Source organism: Mesorhizobium sp. M4B.F.Ca.ET.203.01.1.1 (assembly GCF_004791025.1).
Taxonomy (GTDB): Bacteria; Pseudomonadota; Alphaproteobacteria; order Rhizobiales; family Rhizobiaceae; genus Mesorhizobium; species Mesorhizobium abyssinicae.
This window is the reverse complement of the sequence record NZ_SRUO01000004.1, coordinates 223127-240856: the sequence shown is the minus strand read 5'-3', so window position 1 is coordinate 240856 and position 17730 is coordinate 223127. Positions and strand designations below refer to the sequence as shown.

19 protein-coding genes are annotated in these 17730 nt (G+C 65.7%); 12 read left to right on the top strand and 7 right to left on the bottom strand.

Features of this window, described 5'->3' with window-relative positions; translation table 11 throughout:
- Window positions 1-47: 47 nt before the first annotated feature.
- Complete coding sequence (locus EN846_RS11030) at window positions 48-248, bottom strand: hypothetical protein (RefSeq protein WP_127285722.1); 201 nt, start codon at window positions 246-248, stop codon at window positions 48-50.
- Between the two features lie 327 nt (window positions 249-575).
- Entirely contained in the window at window positions 576-713 is a 138-nt protein-coding gene (locus tag EN846_RS35055) for a hypothetical protein (protein WP_187331182.1), read from the bottom strand.
- Between the two features lie 138 nt (window positions 714-851).
- On the opposite strand from EN846_RS35055, the gene EN846_RS11025 reads away from it, so the two are divergent.
- Complete coding sequence (locus tag EN846_RS11025) at window positions 852-2729, top strand: ABC-F family ATP-binding cassette domain-containing protein (RefSeq protein WP_127392638.1); 1878 nt, start codon at window positions 852-854, stop codon at window positions 2727-2729.
- A 45-nt stretch (window positions 2730-2774) separates the two neighbouring features.
- Here the strand turns inward: EN846_RS11025 and EN846_RS11020 are convergent, their stop codons facing one another.
- Complete coding sequence (locus EN846_RS11020; protein WP_127393848.1) at window positions 2775-4496, bottom strand: BTAD domain-containing putative transcriptional regulator; 1722 nt, start codon at window positions 4494-4496, stop codon at window positions 2775-2777.
- 148 nt (window positions 4497-4644) lie between these two features.
- Here EN846_RS11020 and EN846_RS11015 point away from each other — a divergent pair, with 148 nt between their 5' ends.
- From EN846_RS11015 to dapB, 6 genes are all read left to right on the top strand, one after another.
- A complete protein-coding gene (locus EN846_RS11015) occupies window positions 4645-5307 on the top strand; it encodes a peroxiredoxin (RefSeq protein ID WP_127285725.1) in 663 nt (220 codons plus the stop codon).
- An 85-nt stretch (window positions 5308-5392) separates the two neighbouring features.
- Window positions 5393-5821, top strand: a complete 429-nt coding sequence (locus EN846_RS11010) for a hypothetical protein (RefSeq protein WP_135858039.1) — start codon at window positions 5393-5395, stop codon at window positions 5819-5821.
- A 51-nt stretch (window positions 5822-5872) separates the two neighbouring features.
- Window positions 5873-7015, top strand: a complete 1143-nt coding sequence (locus EN846_RS11005) for an FAD/NAD(P)-binding oxidoreductase (RefSeq protein WP_127393846.1) — start codon at window positions 5873-5875, stop codon at window positions 7013-7015.
- Window positions 7016-7377: 362 nt separating this feature from the next.
- The gene (locus tag EN846_RS11000; RefSeq protein WP_127391658.1) at window positions 7378-9498 is read left to right on the top strand and encodes a molybdopterin oxidoreductase family protein; all 2121 of its coding nucleotides are present in this window, start codon (window positions 7378-7380) and stop codon (window positions 9496-9498) included.
- Window positions 9499-9588: 90 nt separating this feature from the next.
- Window positions 9589-10398, top strand: a complete 810-nt coding sequence (locus EN846_RS10995; RefSeq protein WP_127391659.1) for an agmatinase family protein — start codon at window positions 9589-9591, stop codon at window positions 10396-10398.
- Window positions 10399-10461: 63 nt separating this feature from the next.
- Entirely contained in the window at window positions 10462-11229 is a 768-nt protein-coding gene (dapB, locus tag EN846_RS10990; protein ID WP_127391660.1) for a 4-hydroxy-tetrahydrodipicolinate reductase, read from the top strand.
- A gap of 190 nt (window positions 11230-11419) precedes the next feature.
- Here the strand turns inward: dapB and EN846_RS10985 are convergent, their stop codons facing one another.
- The 4 genes from EN846_RS10985 to purM are packed head-to-tail and all read right to left on the bottom strand — an operon-like array spanning window position 11420 to window position 13932.
- The gene (locus tag EN846_RS10985; RefSeq protein WP_127391661.1) at window positions 11420-11938 is read right to left on the bottom strand and encodes a histidine phosphatase family protein; all 519 of its coding nucleotides are present in this window, start codon (window positions 11936-11938) and stop codon (window positions 11420-11422) included.
- Between the two features lie 27 nt (window positions 11939-11965).
- The gene (locus tag EN846_RS10980) at window positions 11966-12145 is read right to left on the bottom strand and encodes a type II toxin-antitoxin system RelE/ParE family toxin (protein WP_127391667.1); all 180 of its coding nucleotides are present in this window, start codon (window positions 12143-12145) and stop codon (window positions 11966-11968) included.
- 3 nt (window positions 12146-12148) lie between these two features.
- Window positions 12149-12856, bottom strand: coding sequence for a phosphoribosylglycinamide formyltransferase (gene purN, locus EN846_RS10975; protein ID WP_127311098.1), 708 nt, complete (start codon window positions 12854-12856; stop codon window positions 12149-12151).
- Window positions 12853-13932, bottom strand: a complete 1080-nt coding sequence (gene purM / locus EN846_RS10970; protein WP_127391662.1) for a phosphoribosylformylglycinamidine cyclo-ligase — start codon at window positions 13930-13932, stop codon at window positions 12853-12855. The genes purN and purM overlap by 4 nt, the downstream gene beginning before the upstream one ends.
- Window positions 13933-14353: 421 nt before the next feature.
- Here purM and EN846_RS10965 point away from each other — a divergent pair, with 421 nt between their 5' ends.
- From EN846_RS10965 to EN846_RS10945, 5 genes are all read left to right on the top strand, one after another.
- The gene (locus EN846_RS10965) at window positions 14354-14911 is read left to right on the top strand and encodes a CDP-alcohol phosphatidyltransferase family protein (RefSeq protein WP_127285792.1); all 558 of its coding nucleotides are present in this window, start codon (window positions 14354-14356) and stop codon (window positions 14909-14911) included.
- Window positions 14883-16085, top strand: coding sequence for an AI-2E family transporter (locus tag EN846_RS10960; protein WP_127391663.1), 1203 nt, complete (start codon window positions 14883-14885; stop codon window positions 16083-16085). The genes EN846_RS10965 and EN846_RS10960 overlap by 29 nt, the downstream gene beginning before the upstream one ends.
- 6 nt (window positions 16086-16091) lie before the next feature.
- Entirely contained in the window at window positions 16092-16796 is a 705-nt protein-coding gene (gene hdaA / locus EN846_RS10955; protein ID WP_127285790.1) for a DnaA regulatory inactivator HdaA, read from the top strand.
- Between the two features lie 89 nt (window positions 16797-16885).
- Entirely contained in the window at window positions 16886-17140 is a 255-nt protein-coding gene (locus EN846_RS10950; RefSeq protein WP_127391664.1) for an Arc family DNA-binding protein, read from the top strand.
- Window positions 17137-17559: a type II toxin-antitoxin system VapC family toxin gene (locus tag EN846_RS10945; protein ID WP_127391665.1), complete on the top strand. Its 423-nt coding sequence runs from the start codon at window positions 17137-17139 to the stop codon at window positions 17557-17559. Before EN846_RS10950 ends, EN846_RS10945 begins: the two co-directional genes overlap by 4 nt.
- Window positions 17560-17730 lie beyond the last annotated feature (171 nt).

Here is a 17730-nt window from a genome sequence, read left to right as displayed (position 1 = left end):
CCCGGCGCCATCCCGGCATCATCGGGATGGACCGGGCCTGTGCGCACTCAGTTTTTGGGCTCGGGCGCTTTCTGGGCGCGTGTCAGCTTGGGATCCTGCGCGTCGGCCAGGGTTTCAGCTTCGACCGCCGTCATTTCGAGAAAATAGACGAGCATGTGGTAGCGCGTGCGCGAAAGCATCTTTGCCAATTTGCGCGTCATGTCGGCGACAAATCTGAGTGCGCGCAGATCCTTCGCTGCCTCGTCCATCCTGGCTCCTGACCAATACAATTATCGTTGGCGCCCACGGCGACTCATGGCGCGATCCCAAGATCACAGCATCGGTGCGAAAATGAAATCGAATTTTCGCAAAGCATCCCGCGTGCGGCAAGAGATTTTTCTGCGCCACACGCATCTGAAGCGCACGCCATGCGCTAATATATGTTGGAACGGAACTTCAAGTTGTCTGATTTATCAACTTAATGCTCGAAAAGCGCCAGTGTACCGATAACATTCGTGTTCGAACGAATGTCGATGCGCGATATGGCATGTCGTGAAGTTGCAGGCGCCGCTACGTCAAAGGGAGATTGGCAGCGCTCACTGACCTGCCAGGTCAACGGCCCCCAGCAGCGGCGCGGCATCCGTGTTGTCAGCAAACAGCACCACCTGCGTCGCCAGGGCGGCCGTGGTGGCGACCTGGAAGAAGATGACGGCGAGGGCGAAATAGCGGATCATCGGCCCCAAACGCTCCGGCCGCCATCTGGTTCCAGCCGGCGAGCATTTCGCGACCAGCCGGCCATCCCATCGCCGGTGACCTTCGTCCCAAAGCCCTGGCTCTTGCGAAGCGCTCATGTCCCGTGCAAAAGCGCGGCCATGCTTATCATCAACGACCTCTCGCTGCGCATGGCGGGGCGCCTGCTTCTCGATCATGCCTCGCTGACCTTGCCGGCCGGCACCAAAGCCGGTCTCGTCGGCCGCAACGGCACCGGCAAGACCACCTTGTTCAAGGCGATCACCGGCGATTTCCCCGCCGAGACCGGCTCGATCAGCCTGCCCAAAAACACCCGCATCGGCCAGGTGGCGCAGGAAGCGCCGGGCACCGAGGAGCCGCTGATCGACATCGTGCTCAAGGCCGATACCGAGCGCCAGGCTCTGCTCGAAGAGGAAAGGACGGCCACGGATCCGCACCGCATCGCCGAGATCCACACGCGGCTTGCCGACATCGACGCGCATTCGGCGGAGTCCCGAGCCGCCACCATCCTGGCCGGCCTCGGCTTCGACGACGCCGCGCAGAAGCGTCCGGCCTCGTCGTTCTCCGGCGGCTGGCGCATGCGCGTCGCGCTGGCGGCCGTGCTCTTCTCCGAGCCAGACCTTCTGCTGCTCGACGAGCCGACCAACTATCTCGACCTCGAAGGCACGCTGTGGCTGGAGAACTACGTCTCCAAATATCCGCACACCGTGCTTTTGATCTCGCACGACCGCGACCTGCTCAACCGCGCCGTCAACTCCATCGTCCATCTCGACCAGAAGAAGCTGACCTTCTGGCGCGGCGGCTACGATCAGTTCGAGCGCCAGCTCACCGAGCAGCGCGAACTGCAGGAGAAGAGCCGTGTCAAGCAGGAAGCGGCGCGCAAGCACATGGAGTCCTTCGTCGAGCGTTTTCGCGCCAAGGCCTCCAAGGCGAGGCAGGCGCAGTCGCGGCTGAAGGCGCTGGAGAAGATGAAGCCGATCGCGGCCATCGTGAACGACACGGTGCGGCCGTTCTCCTTCCCCGAGCCGGTGAAGACGGTGGCCTCGCCGATCGTTGCCCTCAACGGCGTCAATGTCGGCTACACCGAGGGCGCGCCGATCCTGAAGAAGATGACGCTGCGCATCGATGCCGACGACCGCATCGCGCTGCTCGGCGCCAACGGCAACGGCAAGTCGACCTTCGCCAAGATGCTCGCCGGCCGCCTCAAGGCCGAGACCGGCACCATGACGGTGGCGCCGGGCCTGAAAGTAGCGATCTTCGCCCAGCATCAGCTCGACGATCTGCGCCCCGAGGAAAACGCCTATGAGCATGTACGCCGGCTGATGCCGGAGGCGCCGGAATCGAAGGTGCGTGCCCGCGTCGCCCAGTTCGGTCTAACGACTGAGAAAATGAACACTGCCGCCAAGGATCTCTCCGGCGGCGAGAAGGCGCGCCTTTTGATGGGCCTGTCGGCCTTCGACGGACCGAACCTGTTCATCCTCGACGAGCCGACCAACCACCTCGATATCGACAGCCGTGAATCGCTGATCCATGCGCTGAACGATTTCCCCGGCGCCGTGATCCTGATCTCGCACGACCGTCACCTGCTCGAGGCGACGGCCGATCGCCTGTGGCTGGTCAAGGACGGCGCGGTCAATCCCTATGACGGCGACCTCGAGGATTACAAGACGCTGGTCACCGGCGTTTCCTCCAATCGCCGCGAACAGAAGGAAGCCGACAAGGCCTCCAAGGCCGACCGTCGCCGCGAGGCGGCCCAGCGCCGTGCCGCGCTCGAACCGCTGGCGAAAGAAATCCGCGCCACTGAGGCACTGATGGACCGCATCCGCAAGCGCATCGACCTGATCGAGGACGAGCTCGCCAATCCGGCGATCTACGAGAAGGACCCCTCGACCGCGACACGCCTCGCCAAGGAGCGCTCGCAACTCACTCAGACGCTGGCGCAGAACGAGGACAAGTGGCTGACCATGTCGGCGGAATATGAGGAAGGGATCGCGGAGTAGGGATGAAAGCCTAATCTCCCCCCACAAGGGGGAGATTGGCAGCTTCTACCCCGCCAGCCTCACTTCAACCGCTTGCGCCCGCGCCAGGCAGCGCTCCTGGTCGCGCGGGCGGCCGAGTTCGGCGTAGCGCGCGGCCGCTTCGCGCAACAGCGCGGAGGCCTGGTCGCTTTCGCCGCGCGCCTGGCGGTGCACGCCGCGCGCTTCCCAGACGGCGGCGACCCACGGTCCGCCTTGCCACATGCCGGCCAGTCGCTCGGCCTCGTCGATGCGCCGGCTCGCCTGGTCGAGTTCCCCGGCCTCGGCCAGCGCGATCGAGGACGCGACGCGAAAGCCCATCGAGCAGGGCTGGCAGGTGCATTTTTCGGCCAGCCTGCGGTCGCCCTGCCGGATCGCCTCCATCGCCTGCGATTGCGTCGCCGCCGCCTCGACCGCCAGCGCCTGGAAGCGGATCAGCAGATGCGGGGCGAGCCATGTCGATTCGGCAAGGCGCAAGCCCTTCTGCAGGAGCCGGCCGGCGCGCCATTTCTGGCCGCGCGCCAGCGCGATTTCGCCGAGCCGATGCAGCGCCAGCGCCTCGCCGAAAGGGGCGCGCGCTGCAGCGCTGAGCTGGGCTGCGCTGGTCAACAGCTCCTCCGCCGCTGTGAGCCGCCCCGAGAACAGCTCTGCCTCGCCGAGGATCAGCGAGGCAAGCACGCGGCCGGGAACCGATCCGGCGGCCTCGGCGATGCCCAAAAGCTCGCGCGCCGCCTTGGCCATGTGTTCATGGCCGCCGGCCCGGTAGAGGCAGAATTCCGCCAGGCACAGATGGCCGTCGAAGACGTTCGAGGCAACGCTTGGCGCGCCGCGAACCCAGTCGACGAATTCGGACTGGAAAAGCTCCTGCCATTGCCCCTGCATGTGTGCGGCGAGCCCGATCAGCGCGCTGGCCTCGCCGACCTCGCGCCCGAGCTCGGCGGCGATCGCCAGTGTGCGCGCCTCGGCGCCCTTCTGCCCGGCATCGCCGAAGTCGCCGCTGTTGAGCTGGATGATGCCCCAGGCCAAAAGCCCGCGCACCCGTTCGGCGATCCCGGTCGGCTGCGCGCCGCCGAGCGCCAGTGCCTTCTCGTAGATGGCGACCGTCGCCGCTTGCGGGCCGACGCCGAGATCGACGCGCAGGCTTTCGCGCAGCCGCTCGAACTGCCGCACGACCTCGCCGCGATTGCCGGCGTCGAGTGCCGCCTGCATCAGGGCCCGCGCGGCGCGCTCGTCGGCGGGATCGACCGCCAGCAAGCGTTCCCACAGACCGGCCGCCTCCAGCACGCGCACATAGAGCTCGCGCAGCCGTTGGCGCGGCTCTTCCGCCCATTCAGCGTAGCGGTCGTCCGGCAGCAGGTCGCCGGCGTAGCGCCGGGCCGCCCGTTCCGTGGCCCCGCGATCGTTTGCCTGCAGCGCCGCCGTCGCCTCGGCCTCGAACAAGGCAGCATCGACGGCGAGCTCAGCGCCCGGCGCCAGCGCCACGACTTCGCCGTCGAGCGCGATGATGTCATGCGCGCCGAGCGCGCGCCGGGTGAAGTGGACGGCCTTGCGCAGATTGGCGGCGGCGGCCTCCGGTTCGAGGTCGGGCCATAGTGCGTCCATTACCTGCTCGCGGTGCAGCCGATGGCGCCGGGCAAGCGCCAGCAATTTGACCAGCGTCACGCTGCTCGTGCGCCGCCACGCCGCCGCGGACGCCGCGCGTCCATCGATGGACACGCGGAATTGGCCAAGCAAATCCACCTCTACGCGCATTTTCGTCTCCCAAGTCCCCGGCCAACCATAGTCCGGCATCGATGCCGATTGGAAGGGCCGGCACAGGCAAGGCGCATTCGGGGAACGGTGGAGGAACGCCGGCCGGTCAGTATGGCCGCGTCAACCCATTCACAGAGGAGAACTCACCATGTCCATCCGCATCAACGACACCGCCCCGGATTTCGAAGCCGAGACGACGCAAGGCCAGATCAGCTTCCATTCCTGGCTCGGCGAGTCCTGGGGCGTCCTTTTCTCCCACCCCAAGGATTTCACGCCGATCTGCACCACGGAACTCGGCTACATGGCCAAGCTCAAGCCTGAATTCGACAAGCGCAACGTCAAGATCATCGGACTCAGCGTCGATCCCGTCGACCGGCACCAGAGCTGGGCCATGGACATCGAGGAGACGCAAGGCCATGCGCCGAACTACCCCATGATCGGCGACCCGACGCTTGCGATCTCCAAGCTCTACGACATGCTGCCGGCGACTGTCGGCGACTCCTCGGAGGGCCGCACCGCGGCCGACAACCAGACGGTGCGCAACGTCTACGTCATCGGGCCGGACAAGAAGGTCAAGCTGCTGATCTCCTATCCGATGACCACCGGCCGGAACTTCGACGAGATCCTTCGCGTCATCGATTCCCTGCAGCTCACCGCGAAACACCGGGTCGCGACGCCGGTCAACTGGCGCCAGGGCGAGGACGTCGTCATCGCCGGCTCGGTGTCGAACGACGAGGCGGCCAAGATCTACCCGAACGGATGGAAGGCGCCCAAGCCCTACATCCGCATCGTCCCGCAGCCGCACGCCTGAGCCGCGGCCGCGTGAGCCGCGGCCGGTGAGCGGCGATGCCCTTTCCGGCCGCGCGCCCAAGGAACCATCGCAGGAGCAGACCGCCATGACCGTGCATTACGTGAAGCCCGCCATCGCCGTCTTCGACGCCACGCCGGAGCTGCTGTTCCAATATATGAGCGCCGGCAACCACCGGCATCTGGCCTTCAAGAGCCACCGGCTCGCCGGCGTGGCCGGCAATGTCGTCACCCTGGACGCCGAGGTCTATAATCCCGACGGAACCACCTTCGCCATGCAGGTCGAGCATACGCTCGATCCGCCGCGCGGCATCGAGACCAGGCTGACCGGCGGCGCCTTCGACGGCGCGCGGTTCACCCACAGCTACACGCCGATGGGCGGCAGGACCAAGGTGGATCTGGAGGGCGATTTCCCGGCGCTGCCCGGCATGAGCGATGCCGACACGCTGAAGATGATCGACGGCTTCTTCGGCGTGATCTTCGCCGAGGACACCGCCACGTTGAGGCACTGGTCCTAGGGAAATTTGACTACGACGCGCGTCATTCCAAGCAACAAATGAGAGGGTAACATGAACACTTCCAGCAAGCCGCGCGTCCTCGTCCTTGGGGCGGGCTTTGGCGGCCTCGAGCTCACCAGCCTGCTGTCCGAGACCTTCGGCGCCGGCATCGACGTCACCTTGATCGACAAGAGCGACGGCTTCGTCTTTGGCTTTTCCAAGCTCGACGTCATGTTCGGCCACAAGACGGCGGATCAGGTGCGCCTGCCTTACTCGAACTATGCCAAGCCCGGCGTGCGCCTGCTCAGGCAGACGGTCACCGCGATCGACCCCGAGCGGCGGCGCGTCACCACCGATGCCGGCGTCCACGAGGCCGATTTCCTCGTCGTGGCGCTCGGCGCCGATTACGATTTCGACGCCACGCCAGGGCTCGCCGGCGCCAACGAATTCTACACCGTCGCCGGCGCCGAACGGCTGCGCGACGTGCTGCCCACCTTCACCAGGGGGAGGGCGCTGGTCGGGGTCTGCGGCGCGCCCTACAAATGCCCGCCGGCGCCCAGCGAATGCGCGCTGATGCTGCACGACTACCTGGTCAAGCGCGGCGTGCGCGAAGCCTGCGAGATCAATTTCGTGCTGCCTTTGCCGAGTCCGGTGCCGCCGTCGCCGGAGACTTCGCGCGCCCTCGTCTCCGCCTTCGTCGAGCGAAACATCGGCTTCATTCCAGGCCGCCGCGTCGCGTCGATCGACAATGCGCGCAAGGTCGCGATCCTTGACGACGGGGTAGAGATGCAGTTCGACCTGTTCCTCGGCGTGCCCAAGCATCGCGTGCCCGACGTGGTCATTGCCAGCGGCATGACCGAGAATGGCTGGATCACGGTCAATCCGAGGACGCTGGAGACCAACTATGCCGGCGTCTACGCCGTGGGCGACGGCGCCAACACCGGCACGCCGAAGGCCGGCGTCTTCGCCGAAGGCGCGGCGCGCGCCGTCGCCAGCGACCTGATCGTGAAGCTCTCCAACAGCGGCACGGCAAAGCAATATGATGGCTTCGGCACCTGCTATATCGAATTCGGTGGCGGCCGCATCGGCAAGGTCGAGGTGGACTTCTTCTCCGGTCCGAAACCGACAGGCACCTACCACGAAGCCTCGCTGGCGCTCAGAGCCGACAAGGAGCATTTCGGCTCCAGCCGCCGCGCGCGCTGGTTCGGGATGTGAGGAGGCGTTGCGCCAATCCCCGAGGTTGGCGATTGGCGAAACCCGCAGCGACGGCCAATCTCCCCCCAAGTGGGGGAGATGCCCGGTAGGGCAGAGGGGGGCGCTGTCCCGCCGGCCTCTCAGCCAAACAGCGAAGTCCCATAGTGTTTCGCTACCGAATGAACTCAGAGGTTGGCGATCCTTCACGCCCCCCTTTGTCCTGCCGGACATCTCCCCCACGAGGGGGGAGATTGGCGGTTTCAATGCCGCGCAAAAAAACCTACTCCCGCAACCTCACTGCGCAGCACATCTTGGCAGAACAGTGCCAACTCGCGCCCGATCTGGACCTACACGCCGAGCCTGAATCCCGCTAGACAACCCGCATGAACCAGCACGCCAAGCTCAGGATCGGCCATTCGGTCTGTCCGCACGACTGCCCGTCCACTTGCGCCCTCGAGGTCGAGCTGCTCGATAGCAACCGCATCGGCCGCGTCTATGGCGCCAAGGCCAACAGCTACACGGCGGGCGTCATCTGCGCCAAGGTCGCCCGCTATGCCGACCGCGTCCACCACCCCGACCGCCTGCTGAAGCCACTGGTCAGGGCGGGCGCCAAGGGCGACGGCACCTGGAAGGAGTCCAGCTGGGAAGCGGCGCTCGACCTCGTCGCCGAGAAGTTCATCAAGGCCGAGGAGACGTACAGCTCGGAGACGGTCTGGCCCTACTATTATGCCGGCACGATGGGGCTGGTGCAGCGCGACGGCATCCACCGGCTGCGCCACGCGAAGAAGTACTCCGGCTTCTTCGGCTCGATCTGCACCAACCTCGCCTGGACCGGCTGGATGGTTGGAGCAGGCGCGCTACGCGGTCCCGATCCGCGCGAGATGGCCAAGTCCGACTGCGTCGTGATCTGGGGCACCAATGCCGTGGTGACGCAGGTCAACGTCATGACCCACGCGATCAAGGCCCGCAAGGAACGCAAGGCCAAGATCGTCGTCATCGACGTCTATGAGAACGCGACGATGAAGCAGGCCGATCTCGGCCTGGTGCTCAAGCCCGGCACCGATGGCGCGCTGGCCTGCGCGGTCATGCATGTGCTGTTCCGGGACGGCTTCGCCGACCACGCCTATCTCGACAAATACACCGACGATCCGCGCGGGCTGGAGGAGCACCTTCGCACCCGCACGCCGGACTGGGCGGCCGCGATCACAGGATTGAGCGTTGCCGAGATCGAGACCTTCGCGCATCTCGTCGGCACGACGAAGAAGACCTATTTCCGTCTCGGCTACGGCTTCTCGCGCCAGCGCAACGGCTCGGTCAACATGCACGCGGCGGCCTCGATCGCCGCCGTCACCGGCGCCTGGCAATATGAGGGCGGCGGCGCCTTCCATTCCAATTCAGGCATCTTCAAGCTGAACCAGGATCTTCTCGAAGGCACCGCGCTGCGCGACCCGAACGTGCGCCATCTCGACCATTCGCGCATCGGCCCGGTGCTGACAGGGGCCGCGGACGCGCTCTATGGCGGTCCGCTGGTGACGGCGCTGCTCATCCAGAACACCAATCCGGTCAATGTCGCGCCCGAGCAGCGGCTGGTGAAGCAGGGCTTTTTGCGCGACGACCTGTTCACCTGCGTGCACGAGCAGTTCATGACCGACACCGCCAGGCTCGCCGATGTCGTCCTGCCGGCGACGATGTTCCTCGAGCATGACGACATCTACAAGGGCGGCGGCAACCAGCACATCACGCTCGGCCCGAAGCTGATCGATCCGCCGGAAGGGCCGCGCACCAACCATTTTGTCATCGAGGAACTGGCGAAGCGGCTCGGCGTCTCCGACAGGCCGGGCTTCGGCCTCACCGAGAAGGAGCATATCGACATCATCCTCGGCAAGCGCGGGCTGGGCAGCTTCGACAGCCTGGGCGAACAGAAGTGGATCGATATGCAGCCGGATTTCGAGGCGGCGCATTTCATCGACGGCTTTGGCCATCCGGACGGAAAGTTCCGCTTCCGTCCCGACTGGTCCGGGCAGGCGGCGCCCAACCGGCCGCCGAGGAGCATGGGGCTGTTCGGACCGGTGGAACAGCTGCCGGAATTCCCCGACCATGTCGAACTGATCGAGGTGGCGGACGAAGCCCATCCGTTCCGGCTGACCACTTCGCCGGCGCGCAATTTCCTCAATTCGACCTTCGCCGAGACGCCCGTGTCGAAGGAAAAGGAGGGCAGGCCGGTGCTGCTGCTGCATCCCGACGATGCCGCCGAACTCGGGCTTGCCGATGGCAGCCGCGTCGAGGTCGGCAACCAGCGCGGCGAGCTGGTGCTGCACGCCAAGTTGTTCGATGGCATCAGGCGCGGTGTGGTGATCGCCGAGGGCATCTGGCCGAACAGCGCGCATGAACGCGGCGAGGGCATCAACGTGCTGACCGGCGCCGACGCGCCGGCGCCCTATGGCGGTGCCGCGCTGCACGACAACAAGGTATGGCTGCGCAAGCCGCAAGAGCTTGGCGTTTGATCCCGCGATCTGGACCAAGCGCTTGCCGTCGCGGCCGCCAGCTCCCGCGTCTATAGAGACGCCCTGTCTGTTGCGACGAGGGAGGATGTCGTGAGCAAGATATCGCTTCTGGGCATTCCGCATGACGGGAATTCGTCCTGGCTGCGCGGTGCGGCCGAAGCGCCGCCGCTGATCCGGCGCGAACTCGCCAGCGATGCCTACAGTTCATGGTCGGAAACCGGCTTTGACCTCAGCGACCGCTTCATCGATCACGGCGACGTCGATTTCACGCAGCCCGGCGATCCGTGGGAGCGGATCGAAAGCGAAGTCGGCCGCGCGCTGGATGCCGGCCATCCGCTGATCTCGCTCGGCGGCGACCATGCGATCTCCTGGCCGGTGCTGCGCGCGGTACGGCGCCGTCATCCCAGCCTGACGATCCTGCATATCGATGCCCATCCCGACATCTACCATGCCTATGGCGACAATCCGCGCTCGCACACCTCGCCCTTCGCGCGCATCATGGAGGAGCGGCTTGCCGACCGGCTGATCCAGATCGGCCTGCGCACCATCAACGACCACCACCGCGACCAGTTCAGGCGCTTCGATGTCGAGGTGGTGGAGATGCGGCATTTCAAGGAAGGGCTGCGGCTTGACCTCAAGACGCCCGTCTATGTCTCGATGGATATCGACGCTCTCGATCCGGCCTTCGCTCCCGGCATTTCCCATCGCGAACCAGGCGGCTTCACCACCCGCCAGGTGATCGGCCTGATCCAGGGAATAGACCAGCCGATCGTCGCCGCCGATGTCGTTGAATACAATGCGAGCCAGGATCTCTCGAACCAGACCGCTCTGGTCGCCGCCAAGCTGGTGAAGGAGATCGCCGGCATGATGCTGCAGACGAATGGCGCGCCCGTTGGGTAAATCAATCTTGCAAGACGTTGTTCCAGCTGCTTGTTCCGACTCGTCTTTCCCATTGGAGCCGCAATGCCGAAGCCGCTCAGGATCGCCATAGCCGGCGCGCTGGGCCGCATGGGCCGGCAGATGGTGGAAACCGTGGCGGCCGATCCGCGCCTCGAACTCGCGGCCCGCTTCCATCGCTCCGGTTCCGCCGGGGAGGGGCTGGTCGAGCGCGACGAGGCGCTGGCGCTTGCCGACGTCATCGTCGATTTCACCACGCCGGCTGCGTCGGCTGAACTTGCCGCGGCTTGCGCCGTGCGTGGCGGCCCGGCGCTGGTGATCGGCTCGACCGGCTTCGACGCCACCGAGCTTGCCGCCATTGCCGCCGCCGCGAAGACGGTCGCCATCGTGCGTTCCGGCAGTTACTCGCTTGGCCTCAACGTGCTGACCGGGCTGGTCGAGCAGGCGGCGCGCGCGCTCAGCCCCGACGACTGCGACATCGAGATCTTCGAGGCGCATCATCGCGCGAAGGTGGATGCGCCCTCGGGCACGGCGCTGATGCTGGGCGAGGCGGCCGCACAGGGGCGGGGCATTACGCTGGAAGACGTCGCGCGACACGGCCGCGACGGTGTCACCGGTCCGCGTCCGCCCGGCGAGATCGGCTTCGCAGTGATGCGCGGCGGCAGCATCGTCGGCGAGCACAGCGTCAACTTCCTCGCCGACGGCGAGGTGCTGACGCTGTCGCATTCGGCGGGCGATCGCTCGATGTTCGCCCGCGGCGCCATCGCCGCCGCCCTCTGGGTCGCCGGACAGCCACCCGGCGAATACGACATGCGCGACGTGTTGCGGCGTTGAAACTGCCTCAGTCGAGGGATTGGCCGTCATCGACGATTTTCGCCAAGATTGTTCCCCGAGGCGGCGGGCTTGTGCCCGCTTCGCCTTTGCGCAAGCCTGAATCAAATCGGCAAGGTTCGGCGCTATCGCTTTGGTCGGATTTTGTCTTTGGGCTCCGCGCGCGCCAAGGGTCGCGCTGCCGTGGAGGCCGCTAGCTCAGCTCTTTCGGCCTGATGCAATGCGTCAGCCGCGCGCCACCGAAGCCGAGATCCGCCCAGTCTCCATCGAGGACAAAACGGGCCAGTGCCGCCGTCGGGAATTTCTCCTTGAGCTTCCTCAGCGCCTGGGCATCTGACCTCGAACTGGCGAGCCGGCGCGCGAACTCCTCCAGCCCGGGATTGTGGCCGAGCAGCAAGAGACTTGCCGCGCTGGCCTTGCGCACCACGGCCAACACATCCTCTGCCACTGCCTCGTAGAGCGCATCGGTGAATTCCGCCGGCACGTTTCTTGGCAGTTCGGCCGCGACCAGCCGCCATGTGTCGCGCGTGCGCAGCGCGGCAGACACCAGCGCCAGATCCGGCAACCAGCCGCGCCGGGAAAGCTCCCGTCCCATCAGCGGCGCCGTCTTCAGCCCGCGCGGGCCGAGCGGCCGGTCGAAATCGGCAAGCTTGGCATCGTCCCAGCTCGACTTGGCGTGGCGCAGGACGAGGAGTTGTCTTGCTTTCGCCATATCACCATTCCCTGTCGCCACTGCCTTTCAAAATAACGTCGAGATGTCGCGTGCGCCATGCACGATACACACGATCTCAATCCGTTCCTTGGCGAGGCGATAGAGTATGAGATAGTTGCCGACGCTCGGCGCTCGGGTGTCGGCACCAACGTCAGGTCGTCGCGGTCCGGACTCGGAAAAGTGGCAATATTTGCTACCGGCCTCAATCCCTTACGGCGTGATCCGCGCCAACTGCTCGAGATCGCTTTCCTCGCGCAGCGGGTCGGGCGCCATCACCACGGAGGTGCCGTTGTCGGCATCGTCGGCGAAATGGGCGAGCACGGTGTGGCCCTTCTCCATGCGCGCCTTGCCTTCGGCGACCAGCCCAAGCGCCAGCGGGTAGAGCCGGTGCTCGGCCTTGAGCACGCGGGCGGCGAGCGTATCCTCATTGTCGCCGACCATCACCGGCACGGCGGCCTGCGCGATGATCGGGCCGTCATCCATGTCGAGCGTCACGAAATGCACCGAGCAGCCATGGATGCGAACGCCGGCGCGCAGGGCGCGGGCATGCGTATCCAGGCCCTTGAAGGCAGGCAAAAGGGCAGGGTGGATGTTGACCACCCGCCCCAGCCATTTCTCGACGAAGCGGCCACCCAGGATGCGCATGTAGCCGGCCAGCGCGACGATTTCGGCGCCGAAGCCGGCAAGGGCGGCATCGATCGCGCCGTCATGCGCTTCCTTGCTGCCATAATCCGAGCGCTGGATCACCTTGGTGGCGATGCCGCGCGCGGCCGCGATGGCGAGGCCGGCAGCGTTCGCCCGGTCGGAGATGACGCCGACGATCTCGGCCGGATAGGCTGGGTCGCTCGCCGCCGCGATCAGCGCCGTCATGTTGGAGCCGCGCCCGGAGATCAGAACGACGGTGCGTTTCCTGCTCATAGGCCGATCGACCCCCGGTAGATGACGCCGGCGTCGCGGCGTGGCACGATGCGGCCGATCGGCGTCACCGTCTCGCCGGCCTCCTGCAGCACAGCAGCCACTTGTGCCGCCTGGCCGGAGGCCACGGCGAGGATCATGCCGATGCCGCAATTGAAGGTGCGCATCATCTCTTCCGGCGCCACGCCGCCGGTCTTGGCCAGCCACGCGAACACCGGCGGCACCTCGATGGCGTTGAGGTCGAGCTCGGCGGAAAAGTCCTTCGGCAGCACGCGCGGAATGTTCTCGGGAAAGCCGCCGCCGGTGATATGGGCCAGCGCCTTGATGCCATGCGTATTGCGGATCGCCTTCAGGATCGACTTCACATAGATGCGCGTCGGCTCGAGCAGTGCTTCGGCAAGCGTCGCCTCGTCGTTGAACGGTGCCGGGTCGCTCCAGGCGAGGCCGCTGGCGGCAACGATACGGCGAACCAGGGAATAGCCGTTGGAATGCAGGCCGGACGAGGCGAGACCCAGGAGCACGTCGCCCTCGACGATGTCGTCGGTGGGCAGCAGCTGGCCGCGCTCGGCGGCGCCGACGGCGAAACCGGCGAGGTCGTAATCCTTGCCGTGATACATGCCGGGCATCTCGGCCGTCTCGCCGCCGATCAGGGCGCAGCCGGCCTGCCGGCAGCCTTGCGCGATGCCGCCGACGATCGCCGCCCCCTGGTCGGGGTCGAGCTTGCCGGTGGCGAAATAGTCGAGGAAGAACAGCGGCTCGGCGCCCTGCACGACGATGTCGTTGACGCACATGGCAACGAGGTCGATACCGATCGTGTCGTGTTTGCCGGCGTCGATGGCGATCTTGAGCTTGGTGCCGACGCCGTCATTGGCGGCGACCAGCACCGGATCGGAGAAGCCGGCGGCTTTGAGGTCGAACAGCCCGCCGAAGCCGCCGATCTCGCCATCGGCGCCCGGCCGGCGCGTGGCGCGCACCAGCGGCTTGATCTTCTCCACCATCAGATTGCCGGCATCGATATCGACACCCGCCTCGGCATAGGTGAGCCCGTTCTTGCGCTTGGCTGTGTCGCGCTTGGTCATATCCGGCTCGTCGCTGTTTCCACTGTGCTTGCGGGCTCTTCGCATGAATGGTTTCGGGGAGCAAGGATGACGGCCCTCCCGGGCGACAAAACCGTGGACAGCAATGGTTGCAACAGCGCTGGCGACTGGCCAAGTCCGAGGCGACAGCTGATCTCCTCCTTGCGGAGATGTCCGGCAGGACAGAGGGGGTGTGGAGGATCGCGACCTTCGAACGATCAGTTGGTGCCCGTTGAGCAATGGCCGATACGTCGGCGGGACAGCACCCCCTCTGCCTTGCCAGGCATCTCCCCCGCAAGGGGGGAGTTCGATCGTCATCGCCGCTTTCGCCAATCGACCGTGTGGGAGAATGAGGCGCTCGGTCCTTGCGCCCACCTCCCATCTCCATCATCTATCTCCCAACAAGCCACGACGGGGCAGACGTTTGACCATCCCCAACATGATTACGATCATGCGCCTGGTTCTCGTGCCCGCCGTGGTGTTGGCCATGCTGCAGGCGCGCTGGGACTGGGCTTTTGCCGGCTTCCTCGTCGCCGGCATCTCCGATGGGGTCGACGGCTTCATCGCTCGCCGCTTCAACCAGTTTTCGAAACTCGGCGCCTATCTCGACCCGATGGCTGACAAGCTGCTGCTGGTCTCGGCGTTCGTGGTCATGGGCTTCATCGGCGAGTTGCCGCTGTGGCTGGTCGTCACCATGGTCTCGCGCGACGCGCTGATCGTCTGCGCCGTGCTTCTGTCGACGGTAATGGCGCATCCGGTCGAGATGAAACCGCTCCTGATATCCAAGGCCAACACCGCCATCCAGATCATCCTGGCGGCGGTGGTGCTTGGCGAATTGGCTATTTCGATCCACTTCGACCCGCTGAGGCCGGCGCTCATATTGCTGTCCGGGGTCTTGACCGTGGCTTCGGCCGCGGCCTATCTCGTGACCTGGTTGAGGCATATGAGCGGCTATGGCGAAGGCTCCAAACCGGACTCCTGACCAAGGATCCATCGCGGCGGCCGCCGAGGCAGCGGCGGCCGGCGAAGCCGCGTCCTCGGCGTTCCGCCGCCAGATATTCTTCTGGCTGGGCACCGCCGTCCTGCTCGCCCTGTTCCTCTACGTCTTCTCCAGCATCCTTCTGCCCTTCGTCGCCGGCATGGTGCTCGCCTATTTCCTCGACCCGGTCGCAGACCGGCTGCAGCGCCTCGGCCTCTCCCGGCTGATGGCGACGGTGGTCATCCTGATCGCCTTCATCGTCGTGCTTGTGCTCGCCTTCGTCATCCTGGTGCCGGTGCTGGCGACGCAAATGGCCGATTTCGCCGGCAAGCTGCCGGAATATCTCACCCGCCTGCAGGCATTGATCACCAGCTTCGACCCGAAATGGCTGGAGCAGAGATTTGGCGTCAACGCCAACAGCTTGCGCGACGGGCTGAACTCGCTGCTCACTTCCGGCTTTGGCCTGCTCACCACCGTCTTCACGTCGATCTGGAGCTCCGGCGTGGCGCTGGTCTCGGTGGTCAGCCTGTTCGTGGTGACGCCGGTCGTCGCCTTCTACATGCTGCTCGACTGGGACCGCATGGTGGCCGAGGTCGACAGCTGGGTGCCGCGCGACTATGTCGAGACGGTGCGGACGATCGCCCGCGACATCAACACCGCGACCGCCGGCTTCGTGCGCGGCCAGGGCACGCTCTGCCTGGTGCTCGGCGCCATGTACGCCACGGGCCTGACTTTGGCCGGCCTCAACTTCGCGATCCTCATCGGCCTCTTCGCCGGGCTGATCTCCTTCATCCCCTATGTCGGCTCGCTGACCGGGCTGGTGCTCGCGGTCGGCGTCGCCTTTGTCCAGTTCTGGCCGGACTGGGTGATGATCGTTGCGGTGGCTTGCGTGTTTTTCGTCGGCCAATTCATCGAGGGCAACATTCTGCAGCCGAGGCTGGTGGGCAAAAGCGTCGGCCTGCATCCGGTCTGGCTGATGTTCGCGCTGTTCGCCTTCGGCGCGCTGTTCGGCTTTGTCGGCCTGCTGATCGCGGTGCCAGCTTCGGCGGCGGTCGCCGTGCTGGTGCGCTTCGCCATTGCCCGCTATCTCGAATCGCCGCTCTACAAGGGTCACGCGACCGAGCCCATACCGCCGCTGCCGGCGAACCGCCGCCGGGCCGCCAAGCCGCGCGGCTGACACGCCATGGCCGCTGACAGAACCGATCCGCCGCGCCAGTTGCCGCTCGATCTCGGCCACGGCACCGGCTACTCGCGCGACGAGCTCGTGGTGTCTTCGACCAACGCCCAGGCGGTGGCGCTGGTCGACCGATGGCCCGACTGGCCGTCGCCGGTCGTGGTGCTGGCCGGGCCGGCGGGCTCCGGCAAGACGCATCTGGCCTCGATCTGGCTGGCCCGCGCCGGCGCGCTAAGGGTCGATGCCGGACGCATCGAACAGTGCATCGCCGATCTTGGGGAGATGCCCGTCCTCATCGACGACATCGACAAGCACCCCGTCGACGAGACTGGCCTGTTCCACCTCATCAACGCCGTCCGTGGCGCCGGCTCCTCTCTACTGCTGACGGCCAGGCGCTTTCCCTCGGCCTGGGGTGTCGCGCTGCCCGACCTCATCTCGCGGCTGAAGGCCGCAGCGACCGTGGAGATCCACGAACCCGACGATCTGCTGCTCGCCGGCGTCATCACAAAGCTTTTCGCTGACCGCCAGGTCGAGGTCGAGCCGCATGTCGTGCAATATCTGGTCAGGCGCATCGAGCGCTCGCTGGCCACCGCCATGCGCGTGGTGGAACGCCTCGACCGCGCAGCGCTGGAGCGCAAGACGCCGATCACCAGGGCGCTCGCCGCCGAAACCGTCAGCGCCATGGACGAAGGGCAGGGCGAGTTCGAGATTTAGGCCTTGTCCGGTAGCCAGCAGGTGACGTCAGAGCCAGTGACATCAGAGACATCTGGTGATATGATGTCAATGACATCGGGATGATATCAATGCCATCTGTGACGATCAGAAATATTCCGGAAGAAACCCACCGTGCTCTGCGCGTGCAGGCCGCCGTCCACGGCCGAAGCACGGAAGCGGAGATTCGAGCCATACTCGAAAACGCCGTGCGGCCGGAAGGGCGTGTGAAGCTGGGCGCTTTGCTGTCCGACATCGCCCGCCGCGCCGGGGTAAAAGGTGAGGATGTAGATGCCTTGGAGCAGGTCCGCGATAAAAGCCCGGCCGAGCCTCTGAGATTCGAATGATCGTCCTGGACACCAATGTCGTTTCGGAGGTGATGAGGCCACAGCCCCATCCGGCGGTTCTGGCATGGCTGGACGATCAGGCTGCTGAAACATTGTATATTTCCAGCGTGACTCTCGCTGAGGTGCTGTTCGGCATCGAGGTGATGGCTGCGGGGCGCCGCAAGAATGCCCTGGCTGAGGCCTTTGCTGGCATACGCGCGGTGTTCGAACAGCGCGTTCTGCCATTCGATGCGCAGGCAGCGAGGCAGTATGCCGGCCTTGCCCCAAAGGCCAGAGCCGCGGGCAAGGGGTTTCCTATACCCGACGGCTACATAGCGGCTATCGCCGCCGCCAAAGGCTTCCGCGTCGCTTCACGTGACGTGTCGGCCTTTCACGCGGCGGGCATACCCGTCGTCAATCCATGGGAAAGCGCCACTTAACTGTCCCATTTCGGGACAAGGCCGCCGGCATCCATCTTGCAACATCCAGTTTGCCGGCTGATCCCGGCCCCGATCGCGTTCCAGATCGGGTTGTGGGCTCGCCGGGTGTAAGGCGGTTGGGGTTCTCGCCCGGCGAGCTTGCCTTCCAGAGATATCGTCTGCATCGTCATA

Excerpts from the sequence above, each read along its gene's own strand:
- EN846_RS11020 (WP_127393848.1), bottom strand. The coding sequence starts at position 4,496 with ATGCGCGTAGAGGTGGATTTGCTTGGCCAATTCCGCGTGTCCATCGAT.
- EN846_RS11015 (WP_127285725.1), top strand. The coding sequence starts at position 4,645 with ATGTCCATCCGCATCAACGACACCGCCCCGGATTTCGAAGCCGAGACG.
- EN846_RS11025 (WP_127392638.1), top strand. The coding sequence starts at position 852 with ATGCTTATCATCAACGACCTCTCGCTGCGCATGGCGGGGCGCCTGCTT.
- hdaA (WP_127285790.1), top strand. The coding sequence starts at position 16,092 with ATGGCCGCTGACAGAACCGATCCGCCGCGCCAGTTGCCGCTCGATCTC.
- purM (WP_127391662.1), bottom strand. The coding sequence starts at position 13,932 with ATGACCAAGCGCGACACAGCCAAGCGCAAGAACGGGCTCACCTATGCC.
- EN846_RS35055 (WP_187331182.1), bottom strand. The coding sequence starts at position 713 with ATGATCCGCTATTTCGCCCTCGCCGTCATCTTCTTCCAGGTCGCCACC.
- EN846_RS10950 (WP_127391664.1), top strand. The coding sequence starts at position 16,886 with ATGCCATCTGTGACGATCAGAAATATTCCGGAAGAAACCCACCGTGCT.
- EN846_RS11000 (WP_127391658.1), top strand. The coding sequence starts at position 7,378 with ATGAACCAGCACGCCAAGCTCAGGATCGGCCATTCGGTCTGTCCGCAC.
- EN846_RS10985 (WP_127391661.1), bottom strand. The coding sequence starts at position 11,938 with ATGGCGAAAGCAAGACAACTCCTCGTCCTGCGCCACGCCAAGTCGAGC.
- EN846_RS11005 (WP_127393846.1), top strand. The coding sequence starts at position 5,873 with ATGAACACTTCCAGCAAGCCGCGCGTCCTCGTCCTTGGGGCGGGCTTT.
- purN (WP_127311098.1), bottom strand. The coding sequence starts at position 12,856 with ATGAGCAGGAAACGCACCGTCGTTCTGATCTCCGGGCGCGGCTCCAAC.
- EN846_RS11010 (WP_135858039.1), top strand. The coding sequence starts at position 5,393 with ATGACCGTGCATTACGTGAAGCCCGCCATCGCCGTCTTCGACGCCACG.
- EN846_RS10945 (WP_127391665.1), top strand. The coding sequence starts at position 17,137 with ATGATCGTCCTGGACACCAATGTCGTTTCGGAGGTGATGAGGCCACAG.
- EN846_RS11030 (WP_127285722.1), bottom strand. The coding sequence starts at position 248 with ATGGACGAGGCAGCGAAGGATCTGCGCGCACTCAGATTTGTCGCCGAC.
- dapB (WP_127391660.1), top strand. The coding sequence starts at position 10,462 with ATGCCGAAGCCGCTCAGGATCGCCATAGCCGGCGCGCTGGGCCGCATG.
- EN846_RS10960 (WP_127391663.1), top strand. The coding sequence starts at position 14,883 with ATGGCGAAGGCTCCAAACCGGACTCCTGACCAAGGATCCATCGCGGCG.